The 26,704-nt window shown below is 37.3% G+C and carries 23 protein-coding genes, 1 riboswitch and 1 other annotated feature; of the genes, 7 read left to right on the top strand and 16 right to left on the bottom strand.

Going from position 1 to position 26,704, the window contains the following annotated elements; translation table 11 throughout:
* Positions 1-45: 45 nt before the first annotated feature.
* Positions 46-240, bottom strand: a complete 195-nt coding sequence (locus tag PZE06_RS13350) for an IDEAL domain-containing protein (RefSeq protein WP_150916357.1) — start codon at positions 238-240, stop codon at positions 46-48.
* 390 nt (positions 241-630) lie between these two features.
* Positions 631-859: a binding site (T-box leader), on the top strand.
* A gap of 144 nt (positions 860-1,003) precedes the next feature.
* Here PZE06_RS13350 and PZE06_RS13345 point away from each other — a divergent pair.
* Entirely contained in the window at positions 1,004-2,542 is a 1,539-nt protein-coding gene (locus PZE06_RS13345; protein ID WP_150916355.1) for a 2-isopropylmalate synthase, read from the top strand.
* A 41-nt stretch (positions 2,543-2,583) separates the two neighbouring features.
* On the opposite strand, the gene PZE06_RS13340 is transcribed toward PZE06_RS13345, so the two are convergent.
* Positions 2,584-4,560, bottom strand: coding sequence for an acetoacetate--CoA ligase (locus PZE06_RS13340; RefSeq protein ID WP_150916353.1), 1,977 nt, complete (start codon positions 4,558-4,560; stop codon positions 2,584-2,586).
* Between the two features lie 105 nt (positions 4,561-4,665).
* Between PZE06_RS13340 and PZE06_RS13335 the strand changes: the two genes are divergently transcribed.
* A complete protein-coding gene (locus PZE06_RS13335; protein ID WP_150916351.1) occupies positions 4,666-5,322 on the top strand; it encodes a potassium channel family protein in 657 nt (218 codons plus the stop codon).
* Positions 5,323-5,384: 62 nt separating this feature from the next.
* Here PZE06_RS13335 and PZE06_RS13330 read toward each other — a convergent pair whose 3' ends face one another.
* On the bottom strand, positions 5,385-5,546 hold the full coding sequence (locus PZE06_RS13330; protein WP_191963232.1) for a hypothetical protein: 162 nt from the start codon (positions 5,544-5,546) through the stop codon (positions 5,385-5,387).
* Between the two features lie 130 nt (positions 5,547-5,676).
* On the opposite strand from PZE06_RS13330, the gene PZE06_RS13325 reads away from it, so the two are divergent.
* Positions 5,677-6,594, top strand: coding sequence for an SDR family oxidoreductase (locus PZE06_RS13325; RefSeq protein WP_150916349.1), 918 nt, complete (start codon positions 5,677-5,679; stop codon positions 6,592-6,594).
* A 326-nt stretch (positions 6,595-6,920) separates the two neighbouring features.
* Positions 6,921-7,064 carry an FbpB family small basic protein gene (locus PZE06_RS13320; RefSeq protein ID WP_150916347.1) on the top strand — a complete coding sequence of 48 codons (144 nt, stop codon included), beginning with the start codon at positions 6,921-6,923 and terminating at the stop codon, positions 7,062-7,064.
* A 66-nt stretch (positions 7,065-7,130) separates the two neighbouring features.
* On the opposite strand, the gene PZE06_RS13315 is transcribed toward PZE06_RS13320, so the two are convergent.
* Both PZE06_RS13315 and htpG read right to left on the bottom strand, forming a co-directional pair.
* Positions 7,131-8,621: an alanine/glycine:cation symporter family protein gene (locus PZE06_RS13315; protein WP_150916345.1), complete on the bottom strand. Its 1,491-nt coding sequence runs from the start codon at positions 8,619-8,621 to the stop codon at positions 7,131-7,133.
* A 397-nt stretch (positions 8,622-9,018) separates the two neighbouring features.
* A complete protein-coding gene (htpG, locus tag PZE06_RS13310; RefSeq protein ID WP_150916343.1) occupies positions 9,019-10,893 on the bottom strand; it encodes a molecular chaperone HtpG in 1,875 nt (624 codons plus the stop codon).
* Positions 10,894-11,364: 471 nt separating this feature from the next.
* On the opposite strand from htpG, the gene PZE06_RS13305 reads away from it, so the two are divergent.
* Both PZE06_RS13305 and PZE06_RS13300 read left to right on the top strand, forming a co-directional pair.
* A complete protein-coding gene (locus PZE06_RS13305) occupies positions 11,365-12,525 on the top strand; it encodes an MBL fold metallo-hydrolase (RefSeq protein WP_150916341.1) in 1,161 nt (386 codons plus the stop codon).
* 1 nt (position 12,526) lies between these two features.
* Positions 12,527-12,784, top strand: coding sequence for a DUF3006 domain-containing protein (locus PZE06_RS13300; protein ID WP_150916339.1), 258 nt, complete (start codon positions 12,527-12,529; stop codon positions 12,782-12,784).
* Positions 12,785-12,920: 136 nt separating this feature from the next.
* Here the strand turns inward: PZE06_RS13300 and PZE06_RS13295 are convergent, their stop codons facing one another.
* The 10 genes from PZE06_RS13295 to PZE06_RS13250 form a co-directional block, all read right to left on the bottom strand.
* Positions 12,921-13,682: an ABC transporter ATP-binding protein gene (locus PZE06_RS13295; protein WP_150916337.1), complete on the bottom strand. Its 762-nt coding sequence runs from the start codon at positions 13,680-13,682 to the stop codon at positions 12,921-12,923.
* 18 nt (positions 13,683-13,700) lie between these two features.
* Complete coding sequence (locus PZE06_RS13290; protein ID WP_225310685.1) at positions 13,701-16,040, bottom strand: ABC transporter permease; 2,340 nt, start codon at positions 16,038-16,040, stop codon at positions 13,701-13,703.
* A gap of 30 nt (positions 16,041-16,070) precedes the next feature.
* The gene (locus PZE06_RS13285) at positions 16,071-16,907 is read right to left on the bottom strand and encodes an ABC transporter permease (RefSeq protein WP_150916335.1); all 837 of its coding nucleotides are present in this window, start codon (positions 16,905-16,907) and stop codon (positions 16,071-16,073) included.
* A gap of 6 nt (positions 16,908-16,913) precedes the next feature.
* On the bottom strand, positions 16,914-17,834 hold the full coding sequence (locus PZE06_RS13280; protein WP_225310686.1) for an ATP-binding cassette domain-containing protein: 921 nt from the start codon (positions 17,832-17,834) through the stop codon (positions 16,914-16,916).
* A gap of 14 nt (positions 17,835-17,848) precedes the next feature.
* A complete protein-coding gene (locus PZE06_RS13275; RefSeq protein ID WP_150916333.1) occupies positions 17,849-18,517 on the bottom strand; it encodes a TetR/AcrR family transcriptional regulator in 669 nt (222 codons plus the stop codon).
* Between the two features lie 342 nt (positions 18,518-18,859).
* Positions 18,860-19,957, bottom strand: coding sequence for an iron-containing alcohol dehydrogenase family protein (locus tag PZE06_RS13270; RefSeq protein WP_150916331.1), 1,098 nt, complete (start codon positions 19,955-19,957; stop codon positions 18,860-18,862).
* A gap of 63 nt (positions 19,958-20,020) precedes the next feature.
* Complete coding sequence (locus tag PZE06_RS13265) at positions 20,021-20,851, bottom strand: MetQ/NlpA family ABC transporter substrate-binding protein (RefSeq protein WP_150916329.1); 831 nt, start codon at positions 20,849-20,851, stop codon at positions 20,021-20,023.
* Between the two features lie 53 nt (positions 20,852-20,904).
* Positions 20,905-21,576 (bottom strand): methionine ABC transporter permease, encoded by a 672-nt coding sequence (locus PZE06_RS13260; protein ID WP_150916327.1) that lies wholly within the window; start codon positions 21,574-21,576, stop codon positions 20,905-20,907.
* Positions 21,566-22,579 (bottom strand): methionine ABC transporter ATP-binding protein, encoded by a 1,014-nt coding sequence (locus PZE06_RS13255; RefSeq protein WP_150916325.1) that lies wholly within the window; start codon positions 22,577-22,579, stop codon positions 21,566-21,568. Before PZE06_RS13255 ends, PZE06_RS13260 begins: the two co-directional genes overlap by 11 nt.
* A 290-nt stretch (positions 22,580-22,869) precedes the next feature.
* A riboswitch (SAM riboswitch) is annotated at positions 22,870-22,978 on the bottom strand.
* Between the two features lie 126 nt (positions 22,979-23,104).
* On the bottom strand, positions 23,105-23,893 hold the full coding sequence (locus PZE06_RS13250) for a carbon-nitrogen family hydrolase (protein ID WP_150916323.1): 789 nt from the start codon (positions 23,891-23,893) through the stop codon (positions 23,105-23,107).
* An 81-nt stretch (positions 23,894-23,974) separates the two neighbouring features.
* Here PZE06_RS13250 and PZE06_RS13245 point away from each other — a divergent pair, with 81 nt between their 5' ends.
* Positions 23,975-25,141, top strand: a complete 1,167-nt coding sequence (locus tag PZE06_RS13245) for a pyridoxal phosphate-dependent aminotransferase (RefSeq protein WP_150916321.1) — start codon at positions 23,975-23,977, stop codon at positions 25,139-25,141.
* A gap of 284 nt (positions 25,142-25,425) precedes the next feature.
* On the opposite strand, the gene PZE06_RS13240 is transcribed toward PZE06_RS13245, so the two are convergent.
* The gene (locus PZE06_RS13240; protein ID WP_150916319.1) at positions 25,426-26,703 is read right to left on the bottom strand and encodes an MFS transporter; all 1,278 of its coding nucleotides are present in this window, start codon (positions 26,701-26,703) and stop codon (positions 25,426-25,428) included.
* Between the last annotated feature and the right edge of the window lies 1 nt (position 26,704).

The following is a 26,704-nucleotide window of genomic DNA, read 5'->3' as shown; positions in this document are numbered from 1 at the left end:
TATGTAAAAAAATAAGACAGCCTGTCATACAGACTGTCGAAAATGTTAAGAAATATTTTTTAACTCTGAAGATAGTCGAAGGAATTCCTCTTTGTTACGTTCTTGTAAGGATTTGTCGATTTCCTTCTTTAGCTTTTCTTTTCTGTAGGAAATCAAAGATTCGTTTAACACCTGCTCTGCTAACATTGACAACTGCTCCTCAATTGACGGTTCGGGTAACTTAAGCAAATCCTTATTCATGGGAAATCAACTCCTTAACTTTTATTAAGTATAGCACGAATTATCTAACAATTCAATTTTTTCTCTATTATAGTGAAATATTTTTTTGCAATTTCTGATTTTGGCTCTTTAGGATTATTCATTCTTATCTCTATTTTGTAACCTCTTTTTTCGTCATAACCCAATTAGAACTTAACACTTTAGTAACAATAAATCACAACTTTTTCACAAGAAATTTTCTTCATTTTTCATTCTCCTCACCCATCGATACTACTCCCATTTATTCCCCACTGTTGTGATATATAGTTTGTGACTTCAAATAAATAATTTAACACTTTAAATAAATCATGTATTGCATTTCTTTCTTTTATGTAGTATTATATTTTAAAATTTCGAATTTTAAATATTGTAAAAAAGTTGATGATAAGGAGCAGGAAAATGTTTTCTTCTCTAGAGAACCTGTGGTTGGTGCAAACAGGTGAAGGATTTTTTCCAACTCGCCTTTGAAACTTTCTTCTGAAAACAGTAGGAAGAAACGATTCACAATCGTTAATTTGTGAAGTTAAATCTTAACTTGCGAAGGCTGTTTCCGTGAGGAGCAGTAAATGAGGGTGGTACCACGAGTATGCTCGTCCCTCAATATCGTAGTTAAGATTTTTTTATTTGTATTTATGTTATTTAATACTGTTGTCTGCTGTATGATGAGAGACCATAATTTTGCAACAATGGTGTTGAACATAACAAATGAGTAAAGCCAGTACATAACAATTGGGAGGTAATTGCAATGAATGAAAGAGTGTATTTTTTTGATACAACTTTAAGAGATGGAGAGCAGACACCAGGTGTAAATTTAAATCAAGAGGAAAAGGTTGAAATCGCACTTCGCTTGGAACAGCTTGGAATTGATGTCATTGAAGCCGGTTTTGCTGCCGCATCTCCTGGTGACGCAGCAGCAGTCAGAGCCGTTGCAAACGCAGTGACAAAACCGCTCGTTGTTAGTTTAGCACGAGCAAATAAAGGAGATATTGATGCTGTCATCAACGCCTTTGCCGGAATTGAGAACGTGGGGATACATGTCTTCATCGCTACTTCCCCCATTCATCGCGAGAAAAAATTATTTATGTCAAAAGAGGAAGTTATCAAAAAAGCAGTTGAATGTGTCTCTTATGCAGCACAATATTTTAAACATGTAGAATTTTCCTGTGAAGATGCCACTAGAACAGAACTTGAATTTTTACGAGAGGTCGCAGAACATGTCATTGAGGCTGGTGCAACTGTATTAAACTTTCCAGATACGGTTGGCTATACAACTCCTGAAGAGTATGCTCAACTTTTTCAATATATTCTTGAACATACAAAAGGCGTTGAAAATGTAAGACTTAGTTGTCACTGTCATGATGATTTAGGCTTGGCAGCAAGCAACAGCATCGCTGCCATTAAAGCTGGCGCACTGCAAGTGGAAGGCTGTGTCAACGGTATAGGTGAAAGAGCTGGTAATGTTGCTTTAGAAGAGGTTGCAGCCCTTCTTGAAACAAGAAAAGATTATTATCAAAAAGAAACGGGCATCAACCTAACAGAGATTGCCAAAACAAGCAAACTTATTAGCAGACTTACTGGAATAAGCGTGCCCCCAAACAAAGCAGTGATTGGTAATAATGCCTTTGCCCATTCATCTGGGATTCACCAGGATGGGGTCATTAAAGATAAAACAACATATGAAATTCTTAAGCCTGAGAGTGTTGGTTTTGTTGAAACAAAGCTTGTTCTCGGAAAGCTATCTGGAAGAAACGCATTAAAAAAGCGTTATGAGGAGCTTGGATATTCCATTACGCCAGAACAATTAAAGGAAGTATTCACAAAATACAAAGAGCTAGCTGATCGCAAAAAGGAGATTTTTGATGAGGATATCATCGCTCTACTGGAAACGAAATCAGGTGAGCAGTCCTCCACCTACACATTTAAAGATCTTAGTCTGCAAGTGTTAGCAAACAAAGACTATCGAGCTTTCGTTCATATTTTGAAAGAAGACGGCAATGTTATAGAAGGAATCGCAGAAGGTAATGGTCCTATCGATGCAATTTATAAAGGGATTGATCAAGGTCTTAACATAAAGGCTGAACTGATTGATTACAAAATTAAATCCATTTCAAGAGGGAAAGACTCTATTGGGGAAGTCTTTGTTAAAATCAAACATGAGGAAGCCTTATATCAAGGTAGAGCTATACATGTAGATATTATTTTTGCCAGTGCGAGCGCCTATATTGATGCCATTAATCGCGTTGTTAGTCTTCAATCGAGCTATGCTGCAGAAATTAAGAACTAACGTATAGAACCAGACATCTGAATTCAAAGCCCAGTTCCCTATTAAGAATCTGGGCTTTGAATCTTCTCTGCAAGCTTGATAAAAAAATCTAGTGAATGAGGATTACTTAATGAGCCAGTATTAACCGCCTTTGAAACAGGTGTTCCCGTAAGTATCCTTTTAATCGGAACTTCCAATTTTTTACCATTTAAAGTACGCGGAACCGACGTAATTTCATAAATTTGATCGGGGATATGCCTCGGGGAGCAAACTTGGCGAATTTGTTTGCGAACCCTTGTTACAAAAGCCTCCGTAAATAAATTTCCTTTTTCTAAGACAACAAATAGCAGAATGTTATTGCTTACATCGATAGCAAGACTATCGGCGATTTCTTCCATGCCTTCCACTGCACGATATATTTCACTTGTCCCTATCCGAATCCCTCCCCTATTGATAGTAGAATCGGAACGACCATATATTTGGCAGCTGCCTTTTGAAAATATTTTTATCCAATCCCCATGTCTCCAAACCCCTGAATAAAAGGCAAAATAACTATCATAATAGCGCTCACCGTTTTGATCATTCCAAAAGTAGAGGGGCATTGATGGCATTGGCTCTGTTAATACAAGCTCTCCAACTTCATTCAATACACTTTCGCCATCATCATTGAATGCCTCGACCTTTGCTCCCAATTCTCTGCATTGAATTTCTCCAGCATGGACAGGCAATAGTGGTGAGCCACCGACAAACGCTGAACAAATATCTGTTCCGCCACTGACAGAGGATAACCATAAATCTTGTTTTACACAACTATAAACCCACGAAAACCCTTCCACTGGCAATGGTGAACCTGTGGAAGCAATTGTTTTTAAATGGGAAAGATTAAATTTGGAAGGCTCAATTTGTTTATTCATACAAGAAAGAAGAAAGCTTGCACTTGTTCCAAATAGAGTGATTTTTGTTTCAGCGGCAAGTTGCCATAGGTTATCAAGTGTAGGAAATCCAGGGCTACCATCATAAAGTACAATAGCTGCGCCTGCGAGTAGACCGCTTACTACAACATTCCACATCATCCATCCTGTGGTTGTAAACCAAAAAAAACGCTCTTTTCTTTTTAAATCCATATGTAATACACATTGTTTAAGATGCTCCAGCAAAATGCCACCATGACCTTGAACAATAGCTTTCGGAGTTCCGGTCGTACCGGATGAAAATAAGATCCATAACGGATGATCAAATGCTAAAGGAAGAAACTGCAATGCCTCATCATTTACTTCAGTAATGAACTGCTCCCAGAGCATGATGCCTTTACATTCATCACATGTTAATTTTTCATTCAAATATGGTAGCAATACTGTCATTTCAATCGTCGGGATCGATTTCTTAATATCTCTTACTGTTTTCATTCGATTAAAATCATTGCCACCGTAACGGTATCCGTCAACAGCAATGAGAAGCTTTGGTTCTATCTGTTTAAAGCGCTCAATTACGGCTGGACCTCCAAAGTCCGGTGAAGCACTTGACCACACTGCACCGATACTTGCGCATGCTAAAAAAGCAATTATTGCTTCTGGAATATTGGGAAGATAAGCAGCAACACAGTCTCCCTTTTTAATTCCATTTTTTTTGAGACCTGCTGCAAAGGAAGCTACATTTTTTTTCAAAGTTGCCCAGTTCATTTCTTCTAATGGACGAAGCTCTGATTTTGCAAGGATAGCTATATCATTTTCATGATAATTTCGAAATATATGCTCTGCATAATTTACTTTAGCTCCAGTAAACCATTTAGCTCCCGGCATTTTCCGCTCTGATAATACTTGTAAATAACCTGTAGTAGATTTTATCAAAAAGTACTCCCATAAAGATTCCCAAAATGATTCGATCTCAGTGACAGACCATTTCCACATATCCTCATAATTTTTAAAATGGAGATTCTTATTTGTTTGTAGCCACTTCATATAATCCGCCATATTAGACTGTTTCTGCAAATCATCTGAAGGCTTCCAAAGAAGCTCGCCTTCTTTCACTGATTGATCCATTAGCATCCACCCCTTCTCTATTATAATATTCTGAATAATCAAATGTTTGATAAAAATTTCATTTAGTGGAAATTCTATAGGAAAACAATTTTGAGGAGGATTAATATGAAAAAGCAATTTGCCGTAATTGGTTTAGGGCGCTTCGGTGGAAGTCTTGTTGAAGAATTTAGTGTACTTGGCATTGACGTCTTGGCAATCGATAAGAATAAAGAGCGGGTCGAAAAATACGAACAATTTGCTACATATGCCGTTCATGCTGATGCCCTGAACGAAACAAGATTAAAAGAGGTCGGCATAAAAAACATGGATCATGCCATCGTCTCTCTGGGCAATGATATTGAAAAAAGTGTACTTGTAACTCTATTATTAAAGGATTTAGGGATTAACAAAGTGTGGACAAAAGCAGTAAATCATTATCATCGTAAAGTACTGGAAAAAATCGGTGCTGACCGGGTAATACACCCAGAGAAGGATATGGCTAAACGGATTGCACACCATATCATATCAGACAAAGTCATTGACTATATTGAACTTTCGGAAAAACACAGCATTGTAGAAATTTTGGCTTCAGCCAAAATACACGCACAAACAATCGCTGAATTAAATGTAAGAGCAAAGTATGGATGTAATATTATTGGCATTCAGAGAGAAGGAGACATAATTGTCTCCCCATCTGCTGAAGAAGTCGTCTATTCTGGGGACATTCTCATTGTCATTGGTGAAAATGACGATATTCAACGCTTTGAAAACGGGGCTGTTTAAGCCTGCTTTCTCACCGGTGCTCTAGGTGTAAATATGACGAGCTAAAAGTCAATTTCTCTTATCTATATAATAGGATAATTCGGTTCATATCTAGGGTACGCATAATATGGCGGCCTTTTTCCTATTAAAGGCAACTCAAATGATTGATTTCCATATAATACCTCTACTGTTCCCTCTGATTCATTTACAAGTAAATAAGTAACTTCTTGATTATAATCATTCACTTCCTCTTCCCTCCATCGCCAATTTGTTATCACGGTATTCGTTACCGGTTTAAAATGAGCCAGTACGAATGCACTTAATTTACTTCAGTTTCATACTGTAACTCAGAATAATGTTTTTTAGGAGGCCATCATGTCACAAAAAGAAAATTTGAACGATTATCCCATGTACCCTAACTACGGAAGAATTACACAATTTCAAGAAATTCCCATTACCGTACCGGAACAGCGGCAATTTCGTCAACCTGGAGAAGAAAAATACATGGTACCAAAACCAATTATTGAAAATCCTCATTATAAAGGGAGCGAAAAACTAAAAGGGAGAGTTGCACTCATCACTGGTGGTGATAGTGGGATTGGTGCTGCAGTCGCGATCGCTTTCGCCAAAGAAGGAGCGAATGTTGCCATCGCTTATTTAGATGAACATGAAGATGCCAATCGCACCAAAAATAGAATCGAAGAATTAGGACAAAGGTGTATTCTCCTACCTGGAGATTTACGAAAAAAGCAGCAATGTGTAGATATTGTCGAAAAAACAATCGCTGCATTTGGAAAACTTGACATCCTCTGCAATCATGTTGGAATTCAATTTCAACAATTAAGTTTACTCGATATAAGTGATGAACAATTTGACGATACCTTCAAAGTAAATATTTACTCTCACTTTTATACAACACGAGCTGCCCTGCCTCATCTAAAAGCTGGAAGCTCGATCATTAACACTGCTTCTGTCGTCGCCTATGTAGGATTTGACCAATTAATCGATTACACAGCCACGAAAGCTGCAAACGTTGGATTCACAAGGGCCCTAGCCAATAGCCTCGTAAAAGAAGGGATTCGTGTTAATGCCGTGGCACCTGGAAGAATTTGGACACCACTAATTCCGGCTAGTTTCTCTTCTGACGAGGTAACACTTGCTGGAAATCCGATGGAACGTCAAGGTCAGCCATTTGAATTGGCCCCAACCTTTGTTTATTTAGCTTCGGACGACTCTAGATTTGTTACAGGACAAACACTGCATGTTAACGGTGGTCAAGTAATGGCGACTTAATAAAAGACAGGAAAATTTCCTGTCTTTCTTCATTGATACTTTATCCGGTATCAATTCCTCAAAACTTCATGCATTCCACCACATATAGCAAGTTACTACAGAGCATGGCTATTTCTTTTTTTTGATTTCACGCCACTTTACCAATGCTCAGTCTTTGCAAAGCTTTTTTTCAAATTTGCGGAAGGTGGTTAACGGATTATTAACTTTGTAAATTCTCAGTAAATATTCTTGTTTTCACGACTAGTCATTTGATTATTTCTGAAAATTTTGATATATTTATCATATACTATTTTTCGACAAATTTCTCGAAAGAAAGGAGCAAAAACATGAGAAAACAATTTATATCCATGCAAACATTAATTAGCCGAAATAAACAAGAAATTTTAACCGATAAAAAAGAACTTGAGCGTATTGAACGTTTAATTGATGATAAACATAATCAAAAACTTGCCACAAAAGCAAAATATTAATGTTTCGGATTTTAGAACAATGAAATATGAAAAGGCGCACACAAATGAGCGCCTTTTCATTTCACTTTATTTGTCTACTGATGATCCGGAAGTTGCTGTCGTTTTATTACCATCAGCCCCAGGGTATTTGTATTCCTTCTCCCAGAAGTCAGCTCCTTTAATGCCAACTTTGACTGGATCAAAGATAGGATCCTTTCCAGCTTTTTTCTGTTCTTCATAATCTTTAAGTACAGCAAGCGCCGGTTTTGCTAAAAGAAGGATAGCTATAATGTTGAGCCAAGCCATACTTCCAACCCCTACATCTCCTAGAGCCCATGCCACATCGGCCGTCTTGACACTACCATAGAGAACCATCGCAATAAAAATAAATTTTAAAAGGTACTCAGACCAAACCCTTCTTACCTTTTGGTTAATATATGCTAAATTTGTCTCAGCCATATAGTAGTATGCCATAATCGTAGTAAATGTGAAGAACAATAAAGCGATGGCAACAAACGGTGCTCCGAAACCAGGCATTACAGATTCAACCGCAGACTGAGTATACCCTGGTCCTGGTTCCATTTCCGCTAAGTTAACAACAATTGCTTCTTCACCTTCAGGTGTAACATTGTACATTCCTGTAATTAAAATCATGAACGCTGTAGCTGAACAAATAAACAATGTATCAATGTAAACAGAAAATGCTTGCACAAGCCCTTGCTTTGCCGGATGAGAAACTTCAGCAGCTGCGGCAGCATGTGGTCCTGTACCTTGCCCTGCCTCATTTGAATAAACCCCGCGTTTAACTCCCCATGAAATTGCAGCACCTAAAATACCGCCAAAAGCAGAGTTCATTGCAAATGCGCTCGAAAAGATAAGTCCAAAGATTTCTGGAACTCTATCAATATTCATAATGAGAATAATAAGTGCCACGAAAATATAACCAACAGCCATTACTGGGACGACAAACTCTGCTGTTTTTGCAATACGCTTGACTCCACCAAAGATAATAATAGCTAAAATTACACAAACTGCAATTCCAGAAATCCAAGGACTTATTCCGAAAGCTGTATTTACAGCCGTAGACATACTGTTAGATTGCACGCCTGGTAATAATGCACCAGTTGCAACAACGGTCACAATTGCAAATAAAATGGCATACCATTTAATTCCGAGTCCCTTTTCAATATAGTAAGCTGGTCCCCCGCGGAATTGTCCATTTTGCTTTGTTTTATATACTTGCCCAAGCGTTGCCTCGATAAACCCTGAACTTGCTCCAAGAAAAGCAATTGCCCACATCCAGAATACTGCTCCAGGTCCACCAAACGCAATCGCGGTTGCTACCCCAGCTATATTTCCTGTTCCGACTCTTCCAGCTAATGACATCGAGATCGCCTGAAAGGATGAAATTCCTGAATCTGATGCTTGGCGGTTAAACATTAATTTTCCCATATCGCCAATATGCCTAATCTGCAAAAACTTTGTTGCGATAGAGAAAACTAGACCTACACCTAAACATAAATAAACAAGCGCAGGGCTCCAAATAATCCCATTTAACCAATTAACAAATGCTTCCATATAATTCCCCCTAGATTTATGTAGTTCTTTTTTATTATAAATTACGCTTGTCAGAATATAAACTATTTTTTTAATAAATTTTTAATTTTTAGAAAATGAACTCCTCTTTCAATATTGCTAGTTTACAATAATAAATTCAAATGTTTTACTTATTAAAAGTGAAAATTCACTTAACACAATTCAGCAATATTGTTATTTTAACATTTTACCACGATGATGACCGAATTATATAAAATAGCAGATAAATAGCGATAATAACGAATTGATCCCATTTATGATGTCTTCTGCCTTTTTAAAACAAACCACTTGGAAATACGATACTATTTTTTAGTTATCCCCTTACACTCATTTAGAAGATAAAAAACAGCCTCCACCACCGTGGGAGGCTGTTCATATCTTAAAGCATGACTTTACAAATATCGTTCGTAAATTCAACTGGATCTTGGATCGGCAAGCCTTCAATAAGAAGTGCTTGATTATATAGTAAATTTGTATACAAGCTTAATTTTTCTTTATCATTTGCAAAAGCATTCTTTAATGCTTCAAATACTTCATGGTTAGAGTTTATCTCAAGAATTTTATCTGCTTTTACATTTTGGTTATCCGGCATTGCATTAAGGACTTTTTCCATTTCGATCGTTACTTCTCCATCAGCTGTTAAACATACCGGATGGGATTTCAACCGCTTTGAAACGCGAACATCCTTTACTTTCCCTGCAAGAATGTCTTTCATTTCATTGAAAAGTTCCTTATTCTCTTCGTCTTTACTCTCCGTATCTGTTTCATTTTCCTCAATACCAAGGTCACCGCTGGAAACAGACTTAAATTCTTTTTCTTGATAAGTCATGAGCATTTTGATAGCGAATTCATCAATATCCTCTGTAAAATAAAGAATCTCATAGCCTTTATCAGCCACCAGCTCTGTTTGTGGTAATTTCTCGATCCGTTCAATCGATTCACCAGTCGCATAATAAATGTACTTTTGCTCCTCTGGCATTCTGGAAATATACTCATCCAATGTGACCATCTTTTTTTCCTTAGAGGAATAGAACATCAACAAATCTTGAAGGGTTTCTTTATTCGCACCAAAATCACTGTACACTCCAAATTTCAATTGTCTTCCAAATGCTTTATAAAAAATTTCATACTTATCCCGTTCGTTTTTCAAGAGAGATTGAAGTTCGCCTTTAATTTTCTTATTAATGTTTTTCGCGATTAATTTTAATTGGCGATCATGCTGGAGCATTTCTCTTGAAATATTCAAAGAAAGATCCTCAGAATCTACCAATCCTTTTACAAAACTAAAATAATCAGGAAGCAGATCTGAGCATTTATTCATTATTAATACTCCATTTGAGTACAGTTCAAGTCCTTTTTCGTATTCTTTTGAATAATAATCAAATGGAATGTTTTCCGGAATATAAAGAATTGCATTGTAGCGAATCGTTCCATCAACACTAATATGGATATGCTTCAACGGTTTATCAAAGCCGTAGCGTTTTTCATTATAAAAATTCTCATAATCTTCAGTTGTCAATTCACTTTTATTTTTTCTCCAAATCGGAACCATGCTATTTATGGTTTCTTCTTCAACATAGTCCTCATATTGATCTTCGCTACCTTCCTTCTTCCGGCTTTTTGTGAGATCCATTTTAATTGGGTAACGAATAAAATCTGAGTATTTTTTTATAATCGTTTGCAGACGATACCCGTCTAAATATTCATCATAGGATTCTTCTTCGTCATTTTCTTTCATTTTTAAAATAATCTCTGTGCCAACTTCATCCTTCTCGGTTCGTTCGATTGTGTAGCCATCTGCCCCTTCTGATTGCCATTTATAAGCCTCATCACTCCCAAGCGCTCGGCTTATAACTGTCACAACATCAGCAACCATGAAAGCAGCATAAAAACCAACGCCAAATTGACCAATAATATCATGTCCATCTTTAATTTCATTTTCTGTTTTAAAAGCTAAAGAGCCACTTTTAGCAATAACGCCAAGATTATTTTCAAGCTCTTCCTTCGTCATCCCTATACCAGTATCTATGATTTTTAATGTCCGATCATCTTTATTAGCCACTACTTTAATGTAATAGTCATCCTGGTTAAAGGTTAGTTCCTCATCAGTTAAAGCCTTATAATAAATTTTATCAATTGCATCGCTTGCATTGGAGATTAATTCTCTTAAAAACACTTCCTTTTGAGAATAAATAGAGTTAATCATCATTTCTAATAACCGTTTAGATTCTGCCTGAAACTGCCTCTTTTCCATAACCTTGCTCCTTCCCGAACTTTTGATAGTTTAGCACTCTTACCTCAAGAGTGCTAACATCCATAATTTAAATATCACATAAATCAGAAAGTGTCAATTAACAACCTCCAAACAAAAATTAAGTACACTGAAAAAAATGTTTTTTCATTTCTCCCTCTCCATATTTATTTGTCATTTCTTGACGGAATTGTGGTTCAATTACATTGATTTACGCACTAGGGTTTGCGTTCGCACGATCCTCCTCCGAGCAGTCGTTCGTGCGGTATTTCGACCGCGGAAAACGCCACCACCTTCCCACTACTCAACCTGCCCGTGCTACCTATATCTATATTAAAAAGAAAAGAGACATAGGCAAATTCAAATATCTTGATTTCTATCAGAACGCTGAATAGGTCATTTTTCTACCATTCATATGATAGAATAATGGGTGCGGGCAAATATCACGAGCATAATACAAGCAGGAGGATTTAATTGAAAAACTTACTTATTTCGATCACTGTAATTCTAATTTTAGTTGGCTGCAATGTCCAACAGCCTTCGAGCAACTTTGATAAAAATCCAGCATCAGCAAACTTAGATATATCGAACAAAAACCATTCTCCTAATGGTGAACTGAATGTTCATTTTTTAGATGTTGGTCAAGCTGACGCTACTCTCTTTCAAGTAACAGAAAACGAAAAGCAATATGTAATTTTAATCGACTCAGGAGACTTCACCGGAAATGAAGTTGTTAGCTATCTTGAAGAAGCTGGAATTGATAAAATCAATATCGCCATTGGCACGCATCCAGATGCAGATCATATTGGGCAGTTGGATCAAGTGCTTAATCAATTTGACGTCGATGAGGTATGGTTTTCAGGCAACACAAGTCAATCTGATACTTTCCAGCGTGTCCTAATAGCAATAAATGAAAATGACATTGATTATGTTGAACCAAGAATGGGTGAAAGCTATGAGCTTGGACCTCTACAAATAGATATTCTATATCCACAAGAAATCAGTGGGAAGACAAATGAAGAATCAATTTCCATGAAAATAACATTTGGTGAAGTCCGTTTTATTTTTACAGGGGATGCAGACAAAAAGAGCGAAAAAGAAATGATTGAAAGTGGTGCTCAATTACAAGCAACCTTTTTGCAGCTGGGTCATCACGGCTCATCTACCTCTACGAGCGAAGAATTTTTACAAGCAGTCCGACCTGAGGTCGCCATATACAGTGCTGGAACCGGCAACTCATATGGTCACCCCCATGAAGAAGTCGTATCCCTTATCAAAAAATCAGGAATTGCACTTTATGGAACAGACGTTGATGGTACAATTATTATTACTACCGATGGGAAAACGTACACGGTAAAGACAAAAAAGTCCGGACAAGTACCAGCGAAAAAGACATTTGAGCAGCCAAGCAAAACGGACTTACAAAATGAAGCTAATGAGAGTTGCATCGATATAAACACTGCTACAGCAGAAGAAATTGAAGACATCGTCCATATTGGTCCAGAACGGGCGCATGATTTAATTACTTTAAGGCCTTACTATTCTATTGAGGATCTGGAAAAGATTAATGGAATTGGACCGGCACGAGTCGATGATATTAAAAAAGAAGGATTAGCTTGTATAGGAGTGAATTGACATGAAAGCCTATATTGATCGCTTTGAAGAAAGCTATGCTGTGCTCTTACTTGAAGAAAGTAAGAAACAGTATATAAAGCCGATCGACCACTTGCCATTAGGTTCTTCTCCAGGAATGTGGTTAACGTTGACGTTAAAAAATAACGAAATAATAAAAATGGAGCTAGACGAAGAAAGTACAAACTCGGCCAAAAAATCGGTTGAGCACCTAATGGCTCAACTTCGTGCTAAGAAAAAGGAAAGTAAATTCAAAAAATAAAAATGCTATAAACCGAGCATATTTGTGCACATTGGACGTAAAACTCATTCACAAAATCGTTCGCTCGCTTCCATCCAAATTTTTAAAGGTGGACATACGTGAATTAACTTACCTCACGATGTCCACCTCGTTCATATTAAAAATCCATTTTAGCTAACCAGCGTGAAAGCAATTCTTCTCTCTCTCGTAGATCATTTTTATTCAATTGATATTTCCCCAGCTTCTTTTCTCCGACTAGATTTCCATCTAGCATATACAGAACCCGTTCTGTTTTGGCTGCAACTTTTAAATCATGTGTCACCAATAAAATAGCAGTCCCTGTCTGATTGAATTCAATTAAAAGTTCCATGATTTCCGCTGCTGCTTTTGAATTTAGCGCACCGGTCGGCTCATCGGCAAAAACAATTTTTGGCTGATTAATAAGCGCTCGACAAATGGCAACTCTTTGTAGCTGCCCTCCCGAAGCTTGAGTGATATCATGATCTTTCAGTGATAAAATCCCTGTTTTTTCCATCAATTCAATTGCTCTTTTATTTATCAATTCTCGACTATTGTTTTCCGCCAAATAAGCCGATAAAACAATATTATCGAAAATGGACAGATTTTTTAATAAATGGATTTGCTGAAAAATAAACCCCATTTCATTTAATCGTAATCTTGACAATTCCTTTTCAGGGAGCAACGTTATTTCCTGTCCATCTAATTTTACATGTCCTTTAGTTGCCTTATCCATTCCACTTATATTATAGAGCAATGTTGATTTTCCAGAGCCTGAAGGACCCATAATTGAAACAAATTCTCCTTCGCTCACCTGAAGATTCACTGATTTTAATATTTGACCACTTTCTTTATCACCCGTAAATTTAGTAAGTTCCTTCGCTTCCAGTATCGTATTCATTCTTCACTTCCCTCCTAATTAATCTGCATTCATCTCAGAAATTTTATTGTTTGCAATTGAGTTTGTACTGATTAGTGTTGTAACCGTAACAGCTATTAATAAAAGGAATGGACAAAGAAGATATGCATGAACAGGATTAATTACAAACTCAATCCTTGCAGCACCCAGCATTGACCATAAAGCACTGACAAAGTTCTGTCCAACGGTATTCGCCAAAATCGTTCCGGATAAAATTGCTGCAAATAATACTATAAGTAGTCGCATGACATATTGCCCTTGAATATCCCTTAACGAGAATCCGATACTTCGTAATATAGCATTTTGTGATGAATCCTTTGCAACAATCATTTTCACAAAGAGTGTTGAAATTAAAATAGAGATTCCTAATGTAATGACAATCGCTATAATCGTTAATAGTCTTAACTGTTCAATTGTACCGCCTAGCGTTTCTGCTAAATAACCCTTTATATCTGTTACTTTAGCCGGGTGAAAAACTTTTGTATACTCCTTTATCTTCTCTGAAACGTCCACATCATTCACTAAATTCAAACTAATAACGTACCATATCGCTTGTTCATGATCAGTTGGAAAAATCGCTTTTGCAGTTCGACCTCCATTTGTTATATCCTGATAAATGCCACTTACAATCAAATCTTTCATTTCGCCATTGACCTCTAGCTGGAGAATATCTCCGACGTCCTTATTTAACTCCTCACTGTTTAAATACGATAGAGCAATTTCATTTTCTTTATTCGGTATATTTCCTTTTAAATACTCCAATGGGAAAAGGGACATATCTCCTGTCTCAACATTCATATTTTCTAATCGTCCATCACTACCGGCTACTTTCAGCCGCTTTACTACTAGCGAAGTGAATTTTTCAACATCAGCATCCTTTTCAATATAGGTGAGAATATCACCAAACCGTGCGCTCATATCTTCAGACTGCTGGAGGTCAATCCTTAAGTCGCTTTTTCCTATTCCCATATAGTTGATAAAACTGGAAGACTGTATTGTATTCAAAAAATTCACAGGTACAATCATGATAAAGGTGCAGATAATGTAAACAACAAATAATAATAGATACATTCTTCCTCTACTAAATAAATCTTTTATTGCTAGCAAAAGATTGATAGGAACGAACCGATTTTTATGGATAGGAAAATTACCCTGTCCTTTTGATATCCTACCCGTCTTCCCAGCCCGAAGCGCCTCTACTGTACTAATATGATTAAATTTTCTTAGCGTCATTCGGCAACAGACAAGGCAAAAAATAAATATTAAAAAAGCTGCCACAAAAGGAGTGCCATAATCGACAATATTTCTTGGAACCAATCCTAAATAAGTAGCCATATTTCGTGTAAACAGCGGGCTAAACCATAGAGACATAAGATAGCCAAACAGGGAGGCGGTTGCTGCAATGACTACATATTTGCTCATATATATTTTTTTCATGTATGCTTGGTTGATTCCAATTGCTTTCATAACGCCGATCTCCCGATAGTCTTCTTCCAATGTTGCCAATATCGTCAATCTTAAGCATAAAACAGCGATAACGATAAGCAGTAAACTAATAAAAATTATCGTAACTGCCAAAACGCCCTCCGTAAGACCATTTAGTATTTTAAAAGTTTGGTAATCAAGAGTGGGCCCGCCGCTTGGCAGTGGAGATTCTTGATAAGACTGACTAAAATTATTCAATTGCTCAATATCCTTTAGTAGAAATTCGATTAAATATTCGCTCTCTTTTATATGAACTTTCAATAGTTGATAATCTTCATCACTGACTAAAAATCTCTTCGAATGAACCATGGAAGGATTCATAAGTGAATCACGGAGAAAATGAGATATTGTAAATGTAATCCTTTCATTCCCATTTATAATGCTCACTTCATCACCTATTTGCAATTGATCACGCACCATATAGTAAACAGGAACTGCGATTTCACCAGAAGAAAGTTGAATCAACTCATTTTCTAGATCGAGTAAATAATCAAATGCCTCGTTTTGTTTCACAAAGCTTATATCCATGACACTGTTTATTTCAGGCTCCTGCTTATTCCCAAGCAATAGCTTAGTCCCATCGATGTTAAGCATCTCTACAGTTTGCTGCTTGCTCACAAACGGATGGTTCATTGCCCAATCCTCTATTTCCTGTTTGTTTATTTCTCCTGCATGCATCTGCACAAAATGAGGGGTTTCCGCTTTCGTAAATAAATAGTCCATCGACTGAAATAACTTACTAATCATCCCTGTTCCACTGGCAGCAAGAATGGCTGCCAGAAATACAAATAGAAATAAAACACTAGTAATGCTTTTCTTCTTTCGCAAATCTCTTCGCAATATTTTTATAAGCACCGAGTTTCTCCCTTCCTCTTTCAAGAAAATCTATTGCTGGAAAATATCCTTTTGCACGTTTGAACGATCAATCAACGTAAAGTCCACCTTCGAAAAAGCTGCTGTCGCCAGAATTAAGCATAATAGTCCAAATAGAAAAACAATTATAATGCTTAGTTGTGGCGTAATGATAAAACTGTTCACCTGAAAGGCTAATTGTTCTGATAACAATTCATCTACAGGTACAGACATTTTTTCCAAACTTATCGTACGGAAAAAAGCTGTCGCATACGTCATTGGATTTATAAGGGCAACATATTGTAAGCCATTTGGCAGAAGACTAAGCGGAACATAAACGCCGCACAAAAAGGTTATTGGTGTTGTAATCGCTATAGAAGCAATCTGGAAGGTTTGTGCATTTTTGACAATTGTCGCAACCCATAATCCAAATGCGGAAAAAACCAGACCGACAAAAATCATATAACAAATAAGTGCAAGCGGAGTAAAGATTGAGCGATAAGTCATGCCAATAAAAGAGCCGACGATTAGAATAAGCATCCCTTGAAATGTGGCAATTGTTGTTGAGGCAAAAATTTGTCCAAGCGCGATTTCAATTCGCTTCACTGGACTAACCAGCACCTCCTTCATATAACCAGAAACGATATCGTCAATTGTGGAGGTTGCGATATTCAACGATGTTTGAAAAACAACAATAATGACAATCCCGGCTAAGACATAATGTATATGATTGTTGATCGAAACACTCTCAAATAATGTGCTTAATAAATACAAGTAGAAAAATGGCAAAACAACAAGCAATACTAATTGTAGACGATTTCGAAAAAATAGTTTTACATTTCTTAACCATAGTGCAGTTATAATTCTCAAATCTACTTACCCCCTTATTTCACTACCGGTTATCTCCAAAAAAACGTCATTTAAGGTCCCTTTTTTTATTTCCATATCGGTTATATAAGGAGAATGCTCGTTCATCATCTTAAGCAATTCGGACAAATGATTAACTTCGATCATAAATTCGCCGAAACTGTTTTGATGATAGACAAAGTTGCCATCCTTTAATAGTCGTTCTAATTCCTGTTCATTACTTGTTCTAAGATAAGCTTTATCCTTTGTGTACTTTTCCTTTAAATGCTTCGGTTGATCAAACGCAACAACTTTGCCATGATCGATAACAGCGACTTGATTACAAATTTCCGCTTCATCCATATAATGAGTCGTTAACAGAATGGTTAGATCCTCTTCTTTTTGCAGCTTAATTAAATAATCCCAAATACTCGTTCTAGTCTGAGGATCAAGACCAGTCGTTGGTTCATCTAAAATTAATAGCTTAGGTAAATGAAGTAAACTTCTTGCCAGTTCCACTCTTCTTTTCATCCCACCAGATAAGCGACCAACTACCTCTTTGCGCCACTCCAATAAATCAACTACACGCAGACAAAAAACGATTCGCTCATTTACTAAAGATTTCGGAATTGCATAAAAATGGGCATGCATTCGTAAATTTTCTTCTACTGTCATTTTTTGATCGAGAGTAGAGTCTTGAAAAACGACACCAATTTCTCTGCGAACAGCTTCTTTCTCCCGTGAAACATCCTTTCCATCAATCGTTAAAAATCCTGAGGTTTTCTCCGAAATCGTACATAGTGTATTTATCGTCGTGCTTTTCCCAGCTCCATTCGGACCTAATAAAGCAAAAATGCTCCCCCTCTTAACCTCAAACGAGATTTTATTCACTGCAGTAAAGCTGCCATACTTCTTAACAAAATCCTTCACAACAATGATCGATTCCAACATTCTCACCATCCCATTTATAAAGAGTGATTTTCACCCTCTCCATCTTCCGTCATATTCGACGGCTTCATCATCTCTAACAAATAATGAAAGCTTCCTTTTTCAGCTCCTAATGTTGTTTCGACAATATAAACAAAAGCGACCACTTTTTGTAGAAGTTCATCCGATTGCCAGCCAAAGATTCCCTCATCAAATAAAAACTGAGAAGAGACCAATAACATTTCGATTGTTTCCTTTGGATAAGGGGTTGAAAAGTATCCCTCCGTAATCCCTTGTTCAATCACCTTCGTTAATATTGGGGTTAATTGTTGAATTGTTTCAACAAGACTTTTTTGATGCATTTCTGCATTATTTGCCTCATGCAACTCCTCAATCATGCCTTCTTTGCGCCCTGAATCAGTTCTTTGTGCCATAAGAATTTGAAAGAGTTTTTCTGGAGCCTTTAAATCTGGTTTGGCCGCAATTGATTTTGCCATATTCACACCAATATCAATAAAGCGTTGAACAACAGCATCCATGACTTCTTCCTTCGATTGAAAATAGTGATAAAAGGTTCCTTTAGCTATTCCAACTTCTTTCAAAATGTCATTCACCGTCGTCTTTGAATAACCTTTCATTGTGAATAACATTTCAGCAGCATCTAATATTTCATTTCTACGTTCATCATGTGGTTTCGAAATTCTCATACTGACCCTCCATTTTTATCGACCGACCGTCGGTCTAATAAAATCATATTCTATTTGACCATAATAATCAAGAGATTTTACAAATATTTACCAAACATTTACAATTACTTAAAAAGAATTCTGAGGCTTATTTGTTTACTTAATTGAAATTACAAATTTGAACAGCCTAAACGAGATAAACGAAAAAAACCTGAATAATTCGGAAGATACAGTCCAAACTTATCCAGGTTTTTTATTCAAGCCTCACATTTTCGCTAGGCTTGGTGCTATTGGCATAGAATCTCATAAAATATCACTATGGACAACAAATTTTCACGTACAGAATGGAAGATGCTCTCAACGCTACACTTGTTTCCTGGCAATCATTGTTTCTAACTCATATATGGCCTTTTTAACCCTATCTGCATCAACATCTCCGATTGGCAAAACATGAATAGATTCTTCTTTTATTGTCGATTTCTCTGCGATCATGGTTACGATATCGTCCTCTATTTCTTCAATTCCTAATCCCTTAAGTGAGTACGGTAAACCGAGAGAGCGATAAAATGGAAGCAATAGTTCAATTTCATGTTGTTTGCCTTCTAAAACAAGCTGTACAAGAATTCCATATGCTACCTTATCACCATGCAAAACGTGATGAGTTGCGACTAACGCAGTTAAGCCATTGTGAATGGAATGGGCACCAGCAATACGCCCATAATGGTCACCAAACCCCCCAACCATTCCCCCTAAAACGATAATCGTCTCTACTACTTTTATAAAATCATCATTTAAAGCACCAGCATTTATCGCTTTGAGCGCTCCTTCTGAATGTTCCATGAGAAGAACTTTACATTGCCGTGCAGTATAATGAGATATTTGCAATGGAACTGGTTTATTATGTAATCTTTCCATTTGCACATCTGCTTCATACCATTTTGCCAATGTATCACCAATTCCTGCGATAAACATTGCTTTTGGTGCCTGAAGTAAAATATTGGGCTCTATTAAGACTAAACTAGCGCAGATAGGATAGACGTCATATTTGATGAAAGCACCAGTTTGATCATATATGACACTAAGAGGTGTCCATGGTGAACAGTTGGATGCAAGTGTCGGAACTAAAATTGCTTGAGTATGAGTCATATCGCAAACTGCTTTTACTAAATCGAGTACCTTTCCTCCGCCAACACCGACCACTGCATCAAAGCCATCCTTCTCGACAGTTTTTGCTAATTCAGTTATTTCATCTAAAGAACACTCCCCTCCATAAGTATGCTCCTGATAAACAACTTCAGAAAACGTTGGCCAATATGGCTGAACTGCAATCCACGATTTCATGCCATGAACAATGAGGATATGTTTAAGTCCTCTCTCCACAAGCTTTCTCTCAAGAAGCTCAAGTGCTCCCTCTTGTAAAATATACTCACTTGGTGCTCCGTGTACGGAAATTGACTGCATATAGAATCCCTCCTCTATAAAAAGACCCACTCATTATCGAAGTGGGTCAAACCATTATATTATTTATTCATTCATCCACTCTGGTTTGCCAAAACCTTGGAATTCGTCATCGATCACCTTTTCAAACGAATCAGATTGAACAATTTCGACAATATCTTTTGCAAGCTGATCATCCTTATTCTCAGCTTTGACAGCAACAACATTACGATATGAATCGAGCATATTTTCCAATGCTAAAGCACTTAATAAATCCATGCCTGCCGCTAGAGCAAAGTTCCCAGGAACTGCGGCAAGGTCAGCACTTTCCACTGAGCGCGGAAGTTGTCCAGCTTCAATCGGTTCGAATTTTAGATTTTTTTTGTTTTCGATTATATCTTTTTCTGACACTGTTAACGGATCCGCATTTTCATCAAGAACTATTAATCCTTCATCTTGAAGTGTATTAAATGCCCGTGCTGCATTGGTCGGATCATTCGGAATCGTAATCGATGCACCGTCAGAAATTTCTTCGATCGATGTAAATTCATTAGAATATATCCCCATAGGTGCAGTTGGAACTGTGATTAATGCTGTTAAATCCATATTATTTTCTTTCGCAAAATTTTCTAAATAGATCGTATGTTGGAATAGATTTGCTTGAATATCACCATTATCCAATGCGTTGTTTGGCTGGATATAATCGCTAAATTCAATCACCTTCACTTTGTATCCTTTTTCCTCAAGGCCTGGGATAATTGCCTTCTTTAGCATGTCACTGTACGGACCTGCTGTTGCCCCGATTTGAATTTCCTTTGTTTCTTCGCCTTCAGCAGCAGAATTTGAGTCGTTGCTCCCACATGCTGCTAAAAACCCTAGTACAAACAATACAAATGCTAATTTTACCCATTTTTTCATCTTTTCTTCCCACACTCTCTCTCGTAAATTTCTTTTATATCAATATATAAATGCTATCTCTTATCTACAACTTTTGCGATAAAATCACCAAGGATTTGAATCACTTGAACTAAGATGACGAGGATAAGAACTGTCGCTATCATGATCGTATTATCATAGCGATAATAGCCGAATCGAATGGCCAAATCCCCAATTCCCCCACCTCCAACAGTTCCAGCCATTGCTGAAAAACCAATTAAACTAATAAGTGTTAACGTAACACCAGAGATAATTCCTGACTTTGCTTCTAAAAGAAGAACATCTTTAATAATCATCCACGGTGTCGCTCCAGCCGCAATAGCTGCTTCAATAACACCTTTATCAATTTCTCTTAACGCCGTTTCTACTATGCGTGCAAAAAAAGGAATGGCTGCAACCGAAAGGGAGACGCTTGCCGCCGCTGGACCAATTTGAGTACCAACAATAGCTTTAGTGAGCGGAATCAGCGCTACTAATAAAATGATAAAAGGGATTGAACGAACTAAATTTACGATAAATCCTAAAATACTTTGAACAGCTTGATTTTCCCAAAACAGCCCTTTATCTGTGATATACAATAGGATGCCAATTGGAAGTCCAACAATGACAGCAACGGCAAGAGAAATTGATATCATGTAAATCGTTTGGAGAAAGGCTGTATTAATATCTGGTAAAAGTTCGACGAAATGTCCGAAATCAAACCCCATCTCGCAACACCTCCACCTCTGCATCACGCTCTTCAATATATTTTAGCGCCTGTTTAATTTCTTCTCTTTCACCCTTTAATTCCATTACAAAAATGCCAAGCGGTAAATCTTGAATATACTCAATAGAACCATGCAAAAAATTCCCCTTAACTTGATATTGTTGTAATGTATCTGAAATAACACCTTCCCCTGCAACCTTTCCACGGAACGTTACTTTTACGATCGGACCTTCACAGCTATTAGCAATGGTTTCAGGAATATCATAAGACACCACGCTTGCAATAAATTCCTTGGCAAGCTCTGTTTTCGGACTGGCAAAAATATTGTATACAGCCCCTTCTTCAACAACTCTTCCTTCCTGCATAATGGCCATTCGATTACAAATTTCTTTCACTACATTCATTTCATGTGTGATTAAGACAATGGTGATCTTTAATTCTTGATTGATTTTCTTAAGCAAATTCAATATTGATTTTGTAGTTGTTGGATCAAGAGCAGATGTTGCTTCATCGCAAAGTAGCACTTTTGGGTTGTTGGCTAATGCTCTTGCAATTGCTACTCTTTGCTTTTGCCCACCACTTAACTGTGAAGGGTAAACATCCCGTTTCTCGGAAAGACCAACCATTTCAAGAAGCTTCTCCACTCTATCAGTTCTTTCCTTAGCAGGTACCTTTGCTGCCTTTAAGGCAAAAGCAATATTTTCATAGACTGTTTTCTGACTAATTAAATAGAAATGTTGAAAGATCATCCCAATTTTTAATCGAGCTAATCTTAATGCTTCACCACGTAGCACAGTTAGGTCTACTCCATCGACAGTTAAGTGTCCAGTCGTTGGACGCTCAAGTAAATTAATGCAGCGGAGCAATGAGCTTTTGCCAGCACCAGAATAGCCGACAATCCCATAAATCTCACCTTTTTCAATGGATAGTGAGACATTATCAACACCATTAACTTCGCCCTTTTTTGTTTTGTATATCTTTGAAAGATTTTGAATTTCTATCATACACAAACCCCATTTTTCACATACTTAGTAAGAAGCTCCTTTTGAGCAATTAAGATTGAAACTACTCTGGTCTGCTTAGAATGCTCCTCTAGCAGCCTTTCATTGACAAAGATAACGGCCTAAAGGAAATATGAACCCGCGATTGCAGTTCTTCCGTAGTAGATATCGAACAGATCGACCTGACGTTTGCAGAGATACAATTTAAAATCAGGCAACTTTCACGGAATAATCTAGTAAACAATTAAAAAATGCGCCCTTCTACTGAAAGACGCATCGAAATACTATATCTCGACTTATCTTTCAGAATGTATAACCATTCTGCAGGAATTGGCACCTTCCCAAAAAAAGGGGGTTGCCGGACGTCATAGGGCCATGTCCCTCGGTCACTCTGGATAAGTTTGAAAATTTTAATTAGAATGTAATTTAGATAATACTAGTGGACAAATTATCTGTCAATAGTTAATTGATTCTTTATTTTTATGTGATGCGCTTACATCGCGGATATCAATCCGTTTCAGAAAAAAATTATTTTTTAAGAGAATACAATTCCTCACGTCTATCTGCAAATACGGGAATCCTTTGCCGCACATCTTCCACTTCCTTCATATCTATTTCCGCGTAAAAAATACCTTCTTCCTCTTCGTTCGTGACGAGGAGCTCTCCCCATGGGCCAATGATCATTGAATGTCCATTAAATTCATTGTCTGGATCATTTCCGACACGATTAACGGCAACAATATAGCATTGATTTTCAATTGCTCTTGCCTGGAGTAATAATTGCCAATGATCAATTCTCTTTTTCGGCCATTCAGCAGGAACAAAGACTACTTTAGCACCTTGTAATACATGAGTTCGGATCCATTCAGGGAATCTTAAATCATAGCAGATGACTCCAGCGCATTCCACGCCGTCAAGTTGAAATCGGTTAAGCTTTTGCCCCGGCTCCATATAAAGGTGTTCATCCATCAGCTTGAACAAATGAGCTTTATCATATTCAGAAGTCACGCTACCTCCTCTTTCAACGACATACATCGTATTATAGAATCTCTCACTCCGCTTTGTTGCAACAGATCCCCCAACAATATTTACTCGATGTTGATAAGCAAGCTCCTGTAAAAACTGTTTTGTCCTCTCTCCATTCTCATCTGCTATTCTATTAAGTTCAGTTAAAGCATAACCTGTATTCCACATCTCAGGTAAAACTATCGTATCACTTCCGTTTTTTGCTGCCTCTTCTATATAATGTTTAACAGCAGCAAAGTTTTTTATCGGTTCACCAAATTCGATATTCATTTGTACACATGCAATTTTCATAATTGCCTCCCTCTAGACATTTTTATTTAAAGATTATAGAATTTGATATAAAATCGCAAATACTTTTTAAAGGTGGAACATATGGAATATTCCGAAAGATTAAAAATGCTACCCGTTCAATTTTTTGCTAGTCTCGTAAAAAAAGTAAATAAAGCCATAGCAGAAGGCAGAGATATTATCAATTTAGGACAAGGTAATCCCGACCAGCCAACTCCAAATCATATTGTTAAGGCACTTCAAAATGCTGTTGAGGATCCAAATATGCATAAATACTCACCCTTTCGCGGCCTACAGGAATTAAGAGAAGCCGCTGCCCATTTCTACCAAACTCACTATGGAGTTGAAATCGATCCAAATCAAGAAGTTGCCATTCTTTTCGGTACAAAAACTGGTCTTGTTGAACTTCCACTTTGTTTATTAAATGAAGGTGATTTGATGCTTCTTCCCGACCCTGGTTATCCTGATTATCTTTCCGGGGCAGTGCTTGCTAACGTAAAGTATCATTTATTTCCACTCAAAGCAGAAAATCAATTTTTGCCTGATTTTAAATCCATTGCAAAAGAACAGGTCGAGGCAGCTAAACTGATGTATTTAAATTATCCCAATAATCCAACGGGAGCGACAGCCGATCTGGCATTTTTTGAAGAGACCGTTCGTTTTGCTAAGGAAAACCATATAACCATTCTTCATGATTTTGCTTATGGTGCAATTGGCTTTGACGGCAAGAAACCAGTAAGCTTTCTTCAAGCAGAAGGAGCAAAAGATATTGGAGTTGAAATGTACACATTATCGAAAACCTATAATATGGCTGGATGGCGTGTTGGTTTTGCAGTTGGCAATGCAAAGATTATAGAAGCATTAAACCTCATTCAGGATCATCTTTATGTTAGCTTATTTCCAGCGATTCAGAAGGCTGCTGTTTCAGCATTAACAGAAGAACAAACTTGTGTAGTCGAGCTGGTTGCCCGTTATGAGAAACGACGGAATGCATTGCTTGCAGCATGTCAGGAAATTGGCTGGAAAGTCGAGGCGCCAGCTGGCTCTTTTTTTGCATGGTTACCAGTTCCAACGGGCTTTACAAGCGAACAATTTGCTGAGCTTCTGCTTGAAAAAACAGACGTTGTAGTGGCACCCGGCAATGGTTTTGGTCAATTTGGCGAAGGTTACGTACGCGTAGGATTTCTTGTTGATGAAGACCGGATTATCGAAGCAGTAAGTCGAATTGGCAAACTCAAGCTTTTTTTGTAGTGGATAATGTGAAGGCTTGAAAAATCTCAAAAAGCAAGCGATGACCGAGCTTTCGCTTGCTTTTTGATCTCGTTTAAACCGATGCTTCACTAAGGTTAAATTTGTTCTTTCTCAACGAATAACCTTTCGCGAAATAACAGTGTCTTTGTTACTGAGCGAAAAGGGGAAATCCCCCTTATATCCACCATAAAATAACCAAAAACACCAAAAAAAGCACACAAAAGAAAAAGCTGATATCAAAAAATCATTTTTAATGACTTTTTGATACAGCTTCTCTTTCATTATTATTTTCCCACTCCATGATCTAGCACAACTTCATCTGGATTAGGTACTCGTGTAAGAATAATAGCTCCGATGATAAATAAAACGATTAAACTAAACACACCGTAGCTTGTATTACCCGTAATTTGTGCCGTTACCCCCAAGAGAACAGGACCGGCTATCGCTGCAAACTTTCCAAAAATACTGTAAAATCCAAAGAATTCATTTGATGATTCCTTCGGCACTAGTTTTGCAAAATAGGAACGACTTAATGATTGAATTCCTCCTTGCGCTGTCCCAACCAGCATCGCTAAAATCCAAAAGTCTAATGCTGAATCTAAGAAGAAAGCATAGCAGCAAATGAAGATATAAATAAAGATACCAACCATAATCATTTTTTTATCTCCATATTTTGTACCAAACTTCCCAAAAATGACCGTAAATGGCGCTGCCACAACTTGAGTGATGAATAAAACGATAAGAAGTGTCGAAGAACTAATTCCTACATCAGAACCATATGCAGTCGACATTTTTATTATAGTAGAAACTCCATCAATATAGAAGAAATAAGCCAGTAAAAATAAGAATAACGGACGGTACATTTTTATATTTTTAATTGTCTTATATAGCTTTTTAAAGCTCGCCCTAACTGGGTTAGGAACTCTTTCAACATAGTATTTTTGCTCCACATTTTTCAACATCGGAATGGTAAAAGTTCCCCACCATAATGCCGTGATCACAAAAGCTATTTGACTAGCTACTGTTACTGATAGAGGAATAATACTTTCCTGTGCAAGAATAATAATTGCAATTGAAATAATAAATGGAATCGTGCTGCCGATATAACCGATAGCATAGCCATGAGCTGAAACTTTATTCATTCTCTCTTCCGATGTAACATCAACGAGAAATGCATCATAAAAGACATTAGCACCGGCAAAACCTACCGATGTGAGCACAAAAAACACTAATAAAATAAGCCATTGATCTGAAGGAACTACAGCTAAAAGCAAGGTAAAAACCACCCCAAGGGCAGTAAAGAAGACAAAGAAACGCTTCTTAAATCCTTTGAAATCAGCAATTGTTCCTAAAATTGGTGCTAAAATTGAAACGATCAATGTTGCTATTGAATTGGCATAGCCCCAATATGCGGTCGAGGTTGCGCCCGAAATTCCTGCCTCAGTGGCAACTGATTTAAAATATAATGGCATAATCGCTGTCACAATCACAATTGTATAAGCAGAATTGGCCCAATCATAGAGGGCCCAGCTTTTCTCTGGAGTACTGTATTTTTTTCCCACA

This window comes from Robertmurraya sp. DFI.2.37 (assembly GCF_029211245.1).
Taxonomy (GTDB): domain Bacteria; phylum Bacillota; class Bacilli; order Bacillales; family Cytobacillaceae; genus Robertmurraya; species Robertmurraya methanolica_A.
This window is presented reverse-complemented; position numbering and strand designations above follow the sequence as displayed.

What these genes read in the sequence shown, in the direction of transcription:
- PZE06_RS13350 (WP_150916357.1), bottom strand. Translation starts at nt 240, where the DNA reads ATGAATAAGGATTTGCTTAAGTTACCCGAACCGTCAATTGAGGAGCAG.
- PZE06_RS13345 (WP_150916355.1), top strand. Translation starts at nt 1,004, where the DNA reads ATGAATGAAAGAGTGTATTTTTTTGATACAACTTTAAGAGATGGAGAG.
- PZE06_RS13340 (WP_150916353.1), bottom strand. Translation starts at nt 4,560, where the DNA reads ATGGATCAATCAGTGAAAGAAGGCGAGCTTCTTTGGAAGCCTTCAGAT.
- PZE06_RS13335 (WP_150916351.1), top strand. Translation starts at nt 4,666, where the DNA reads ATGAAAAAGCAATTTGCCGTAATTGGTTTAGGGCGCTTCGGTGGAAGT.
- PZE06_RS13325 (WP_150916349.1), top strand. Translation starts at nt 5,677, where the DNA reads ATGTCACAAAAAGAAAATTTGAACGATTATCCCATGTACCCTAACTAC.
- PZE06_RS13320 (WP_150916347.1), top strand. Translation starts at nt 6,921, where the DNA reads ATGAGAAAACAATTTATATCCATGCAAACATTAATTAGCCGAAATAAA.
- PZE06_RS13315 (WP_150916345.1), bottom strand. Translation starts at nt 8,621, where the DNA reads ATGGAAGCATTTGTTAATTGGTTAAATGGGATTATTTGGAGCCCTGCG.
- htpG (WP_150916343.1), bottom strand. Translation starts at nt 10,893, where the DNA reads ATGGAAAAGAGGCAGTTTCAGGCAGAATCTAAACGGTTATTAGAAATG.
- PZE06_RS13300 (WP_150916339.1), top strand. Translation starts at nt 12,527, where the DNA reads ATGAAAGCCTATATTGATCGCTTTGAAGAAAGCTATGCTGTGCTCTTA.
- PZE06_RS13295 (WP_150916337.1), bottom strand. Translation starts at nt 13,682, where the DNA reads ATGAATACGATACTGGAAGCGAAGGAACTTACTAAATTTACGGGTGAT.
- PZE06_RS13280 (WP_225310686.1), bottom strand. Translation starts at nt 17,834, where the DNA reads ATGTTGGAATCGATCATTGTTGTGAAGGATTTTGTTAAGAAGTATGGC.
- PZE06_RS13275 (WP_150916333.1), bottom strand. Translation starts at nt 18,517, where the DNA reads ATGAGAATTTCGAAACCACATGATGAACGTAGAAATGAAATATTAGAT.
- PZE06_RS13270 (WP_150916331.1), bottom strand. Translation starts at nt 19,957, where the DNA reads ATGCAGTCAATTTCCGTACACGGAGCACCAAGTGAGTATATTTTACAA.
- PZE06_RS13265 (WP_150916329.1), bottom strand. Translation starts at nt 20,851, where the DNA reads ATGAAAAAATGGGTAAAATTAGCATTTGTATTGTTTGTACTAGGGTTT.
- PZE06_RS13260 (WP_150916327.1), bottom strand. Translation starts at nt 21,576, where the DNA reads ATGGGGTTTGATTTCGGACATTTCGTCGAACTTTTACCAGATATTAAT.
- PZE06_RS13255 (WP_150916325.1), bottom strand. Translation starts at nt 22,579, where the DNA reads ATGATAGAAATTCAAAATCTTTCAAAGATATACAAAACAAAAAAGGGC.
- PZE06_RS13250 (WP_150916323.1), bottom strand. Translation starts at nt 23,893, where the DNA reads ATGAAAATTGCATGTGTACAAATGAATATCGAATTTGGTGAACCGATA.
- PZE06_RS13245 (WP_150916321.1), top strand. Translation starts at nt 23,975, where the DNA reads ATGGAATATTCCGAAAGATTAAAAATGCTACCCGTTCAATTTTTTGCT.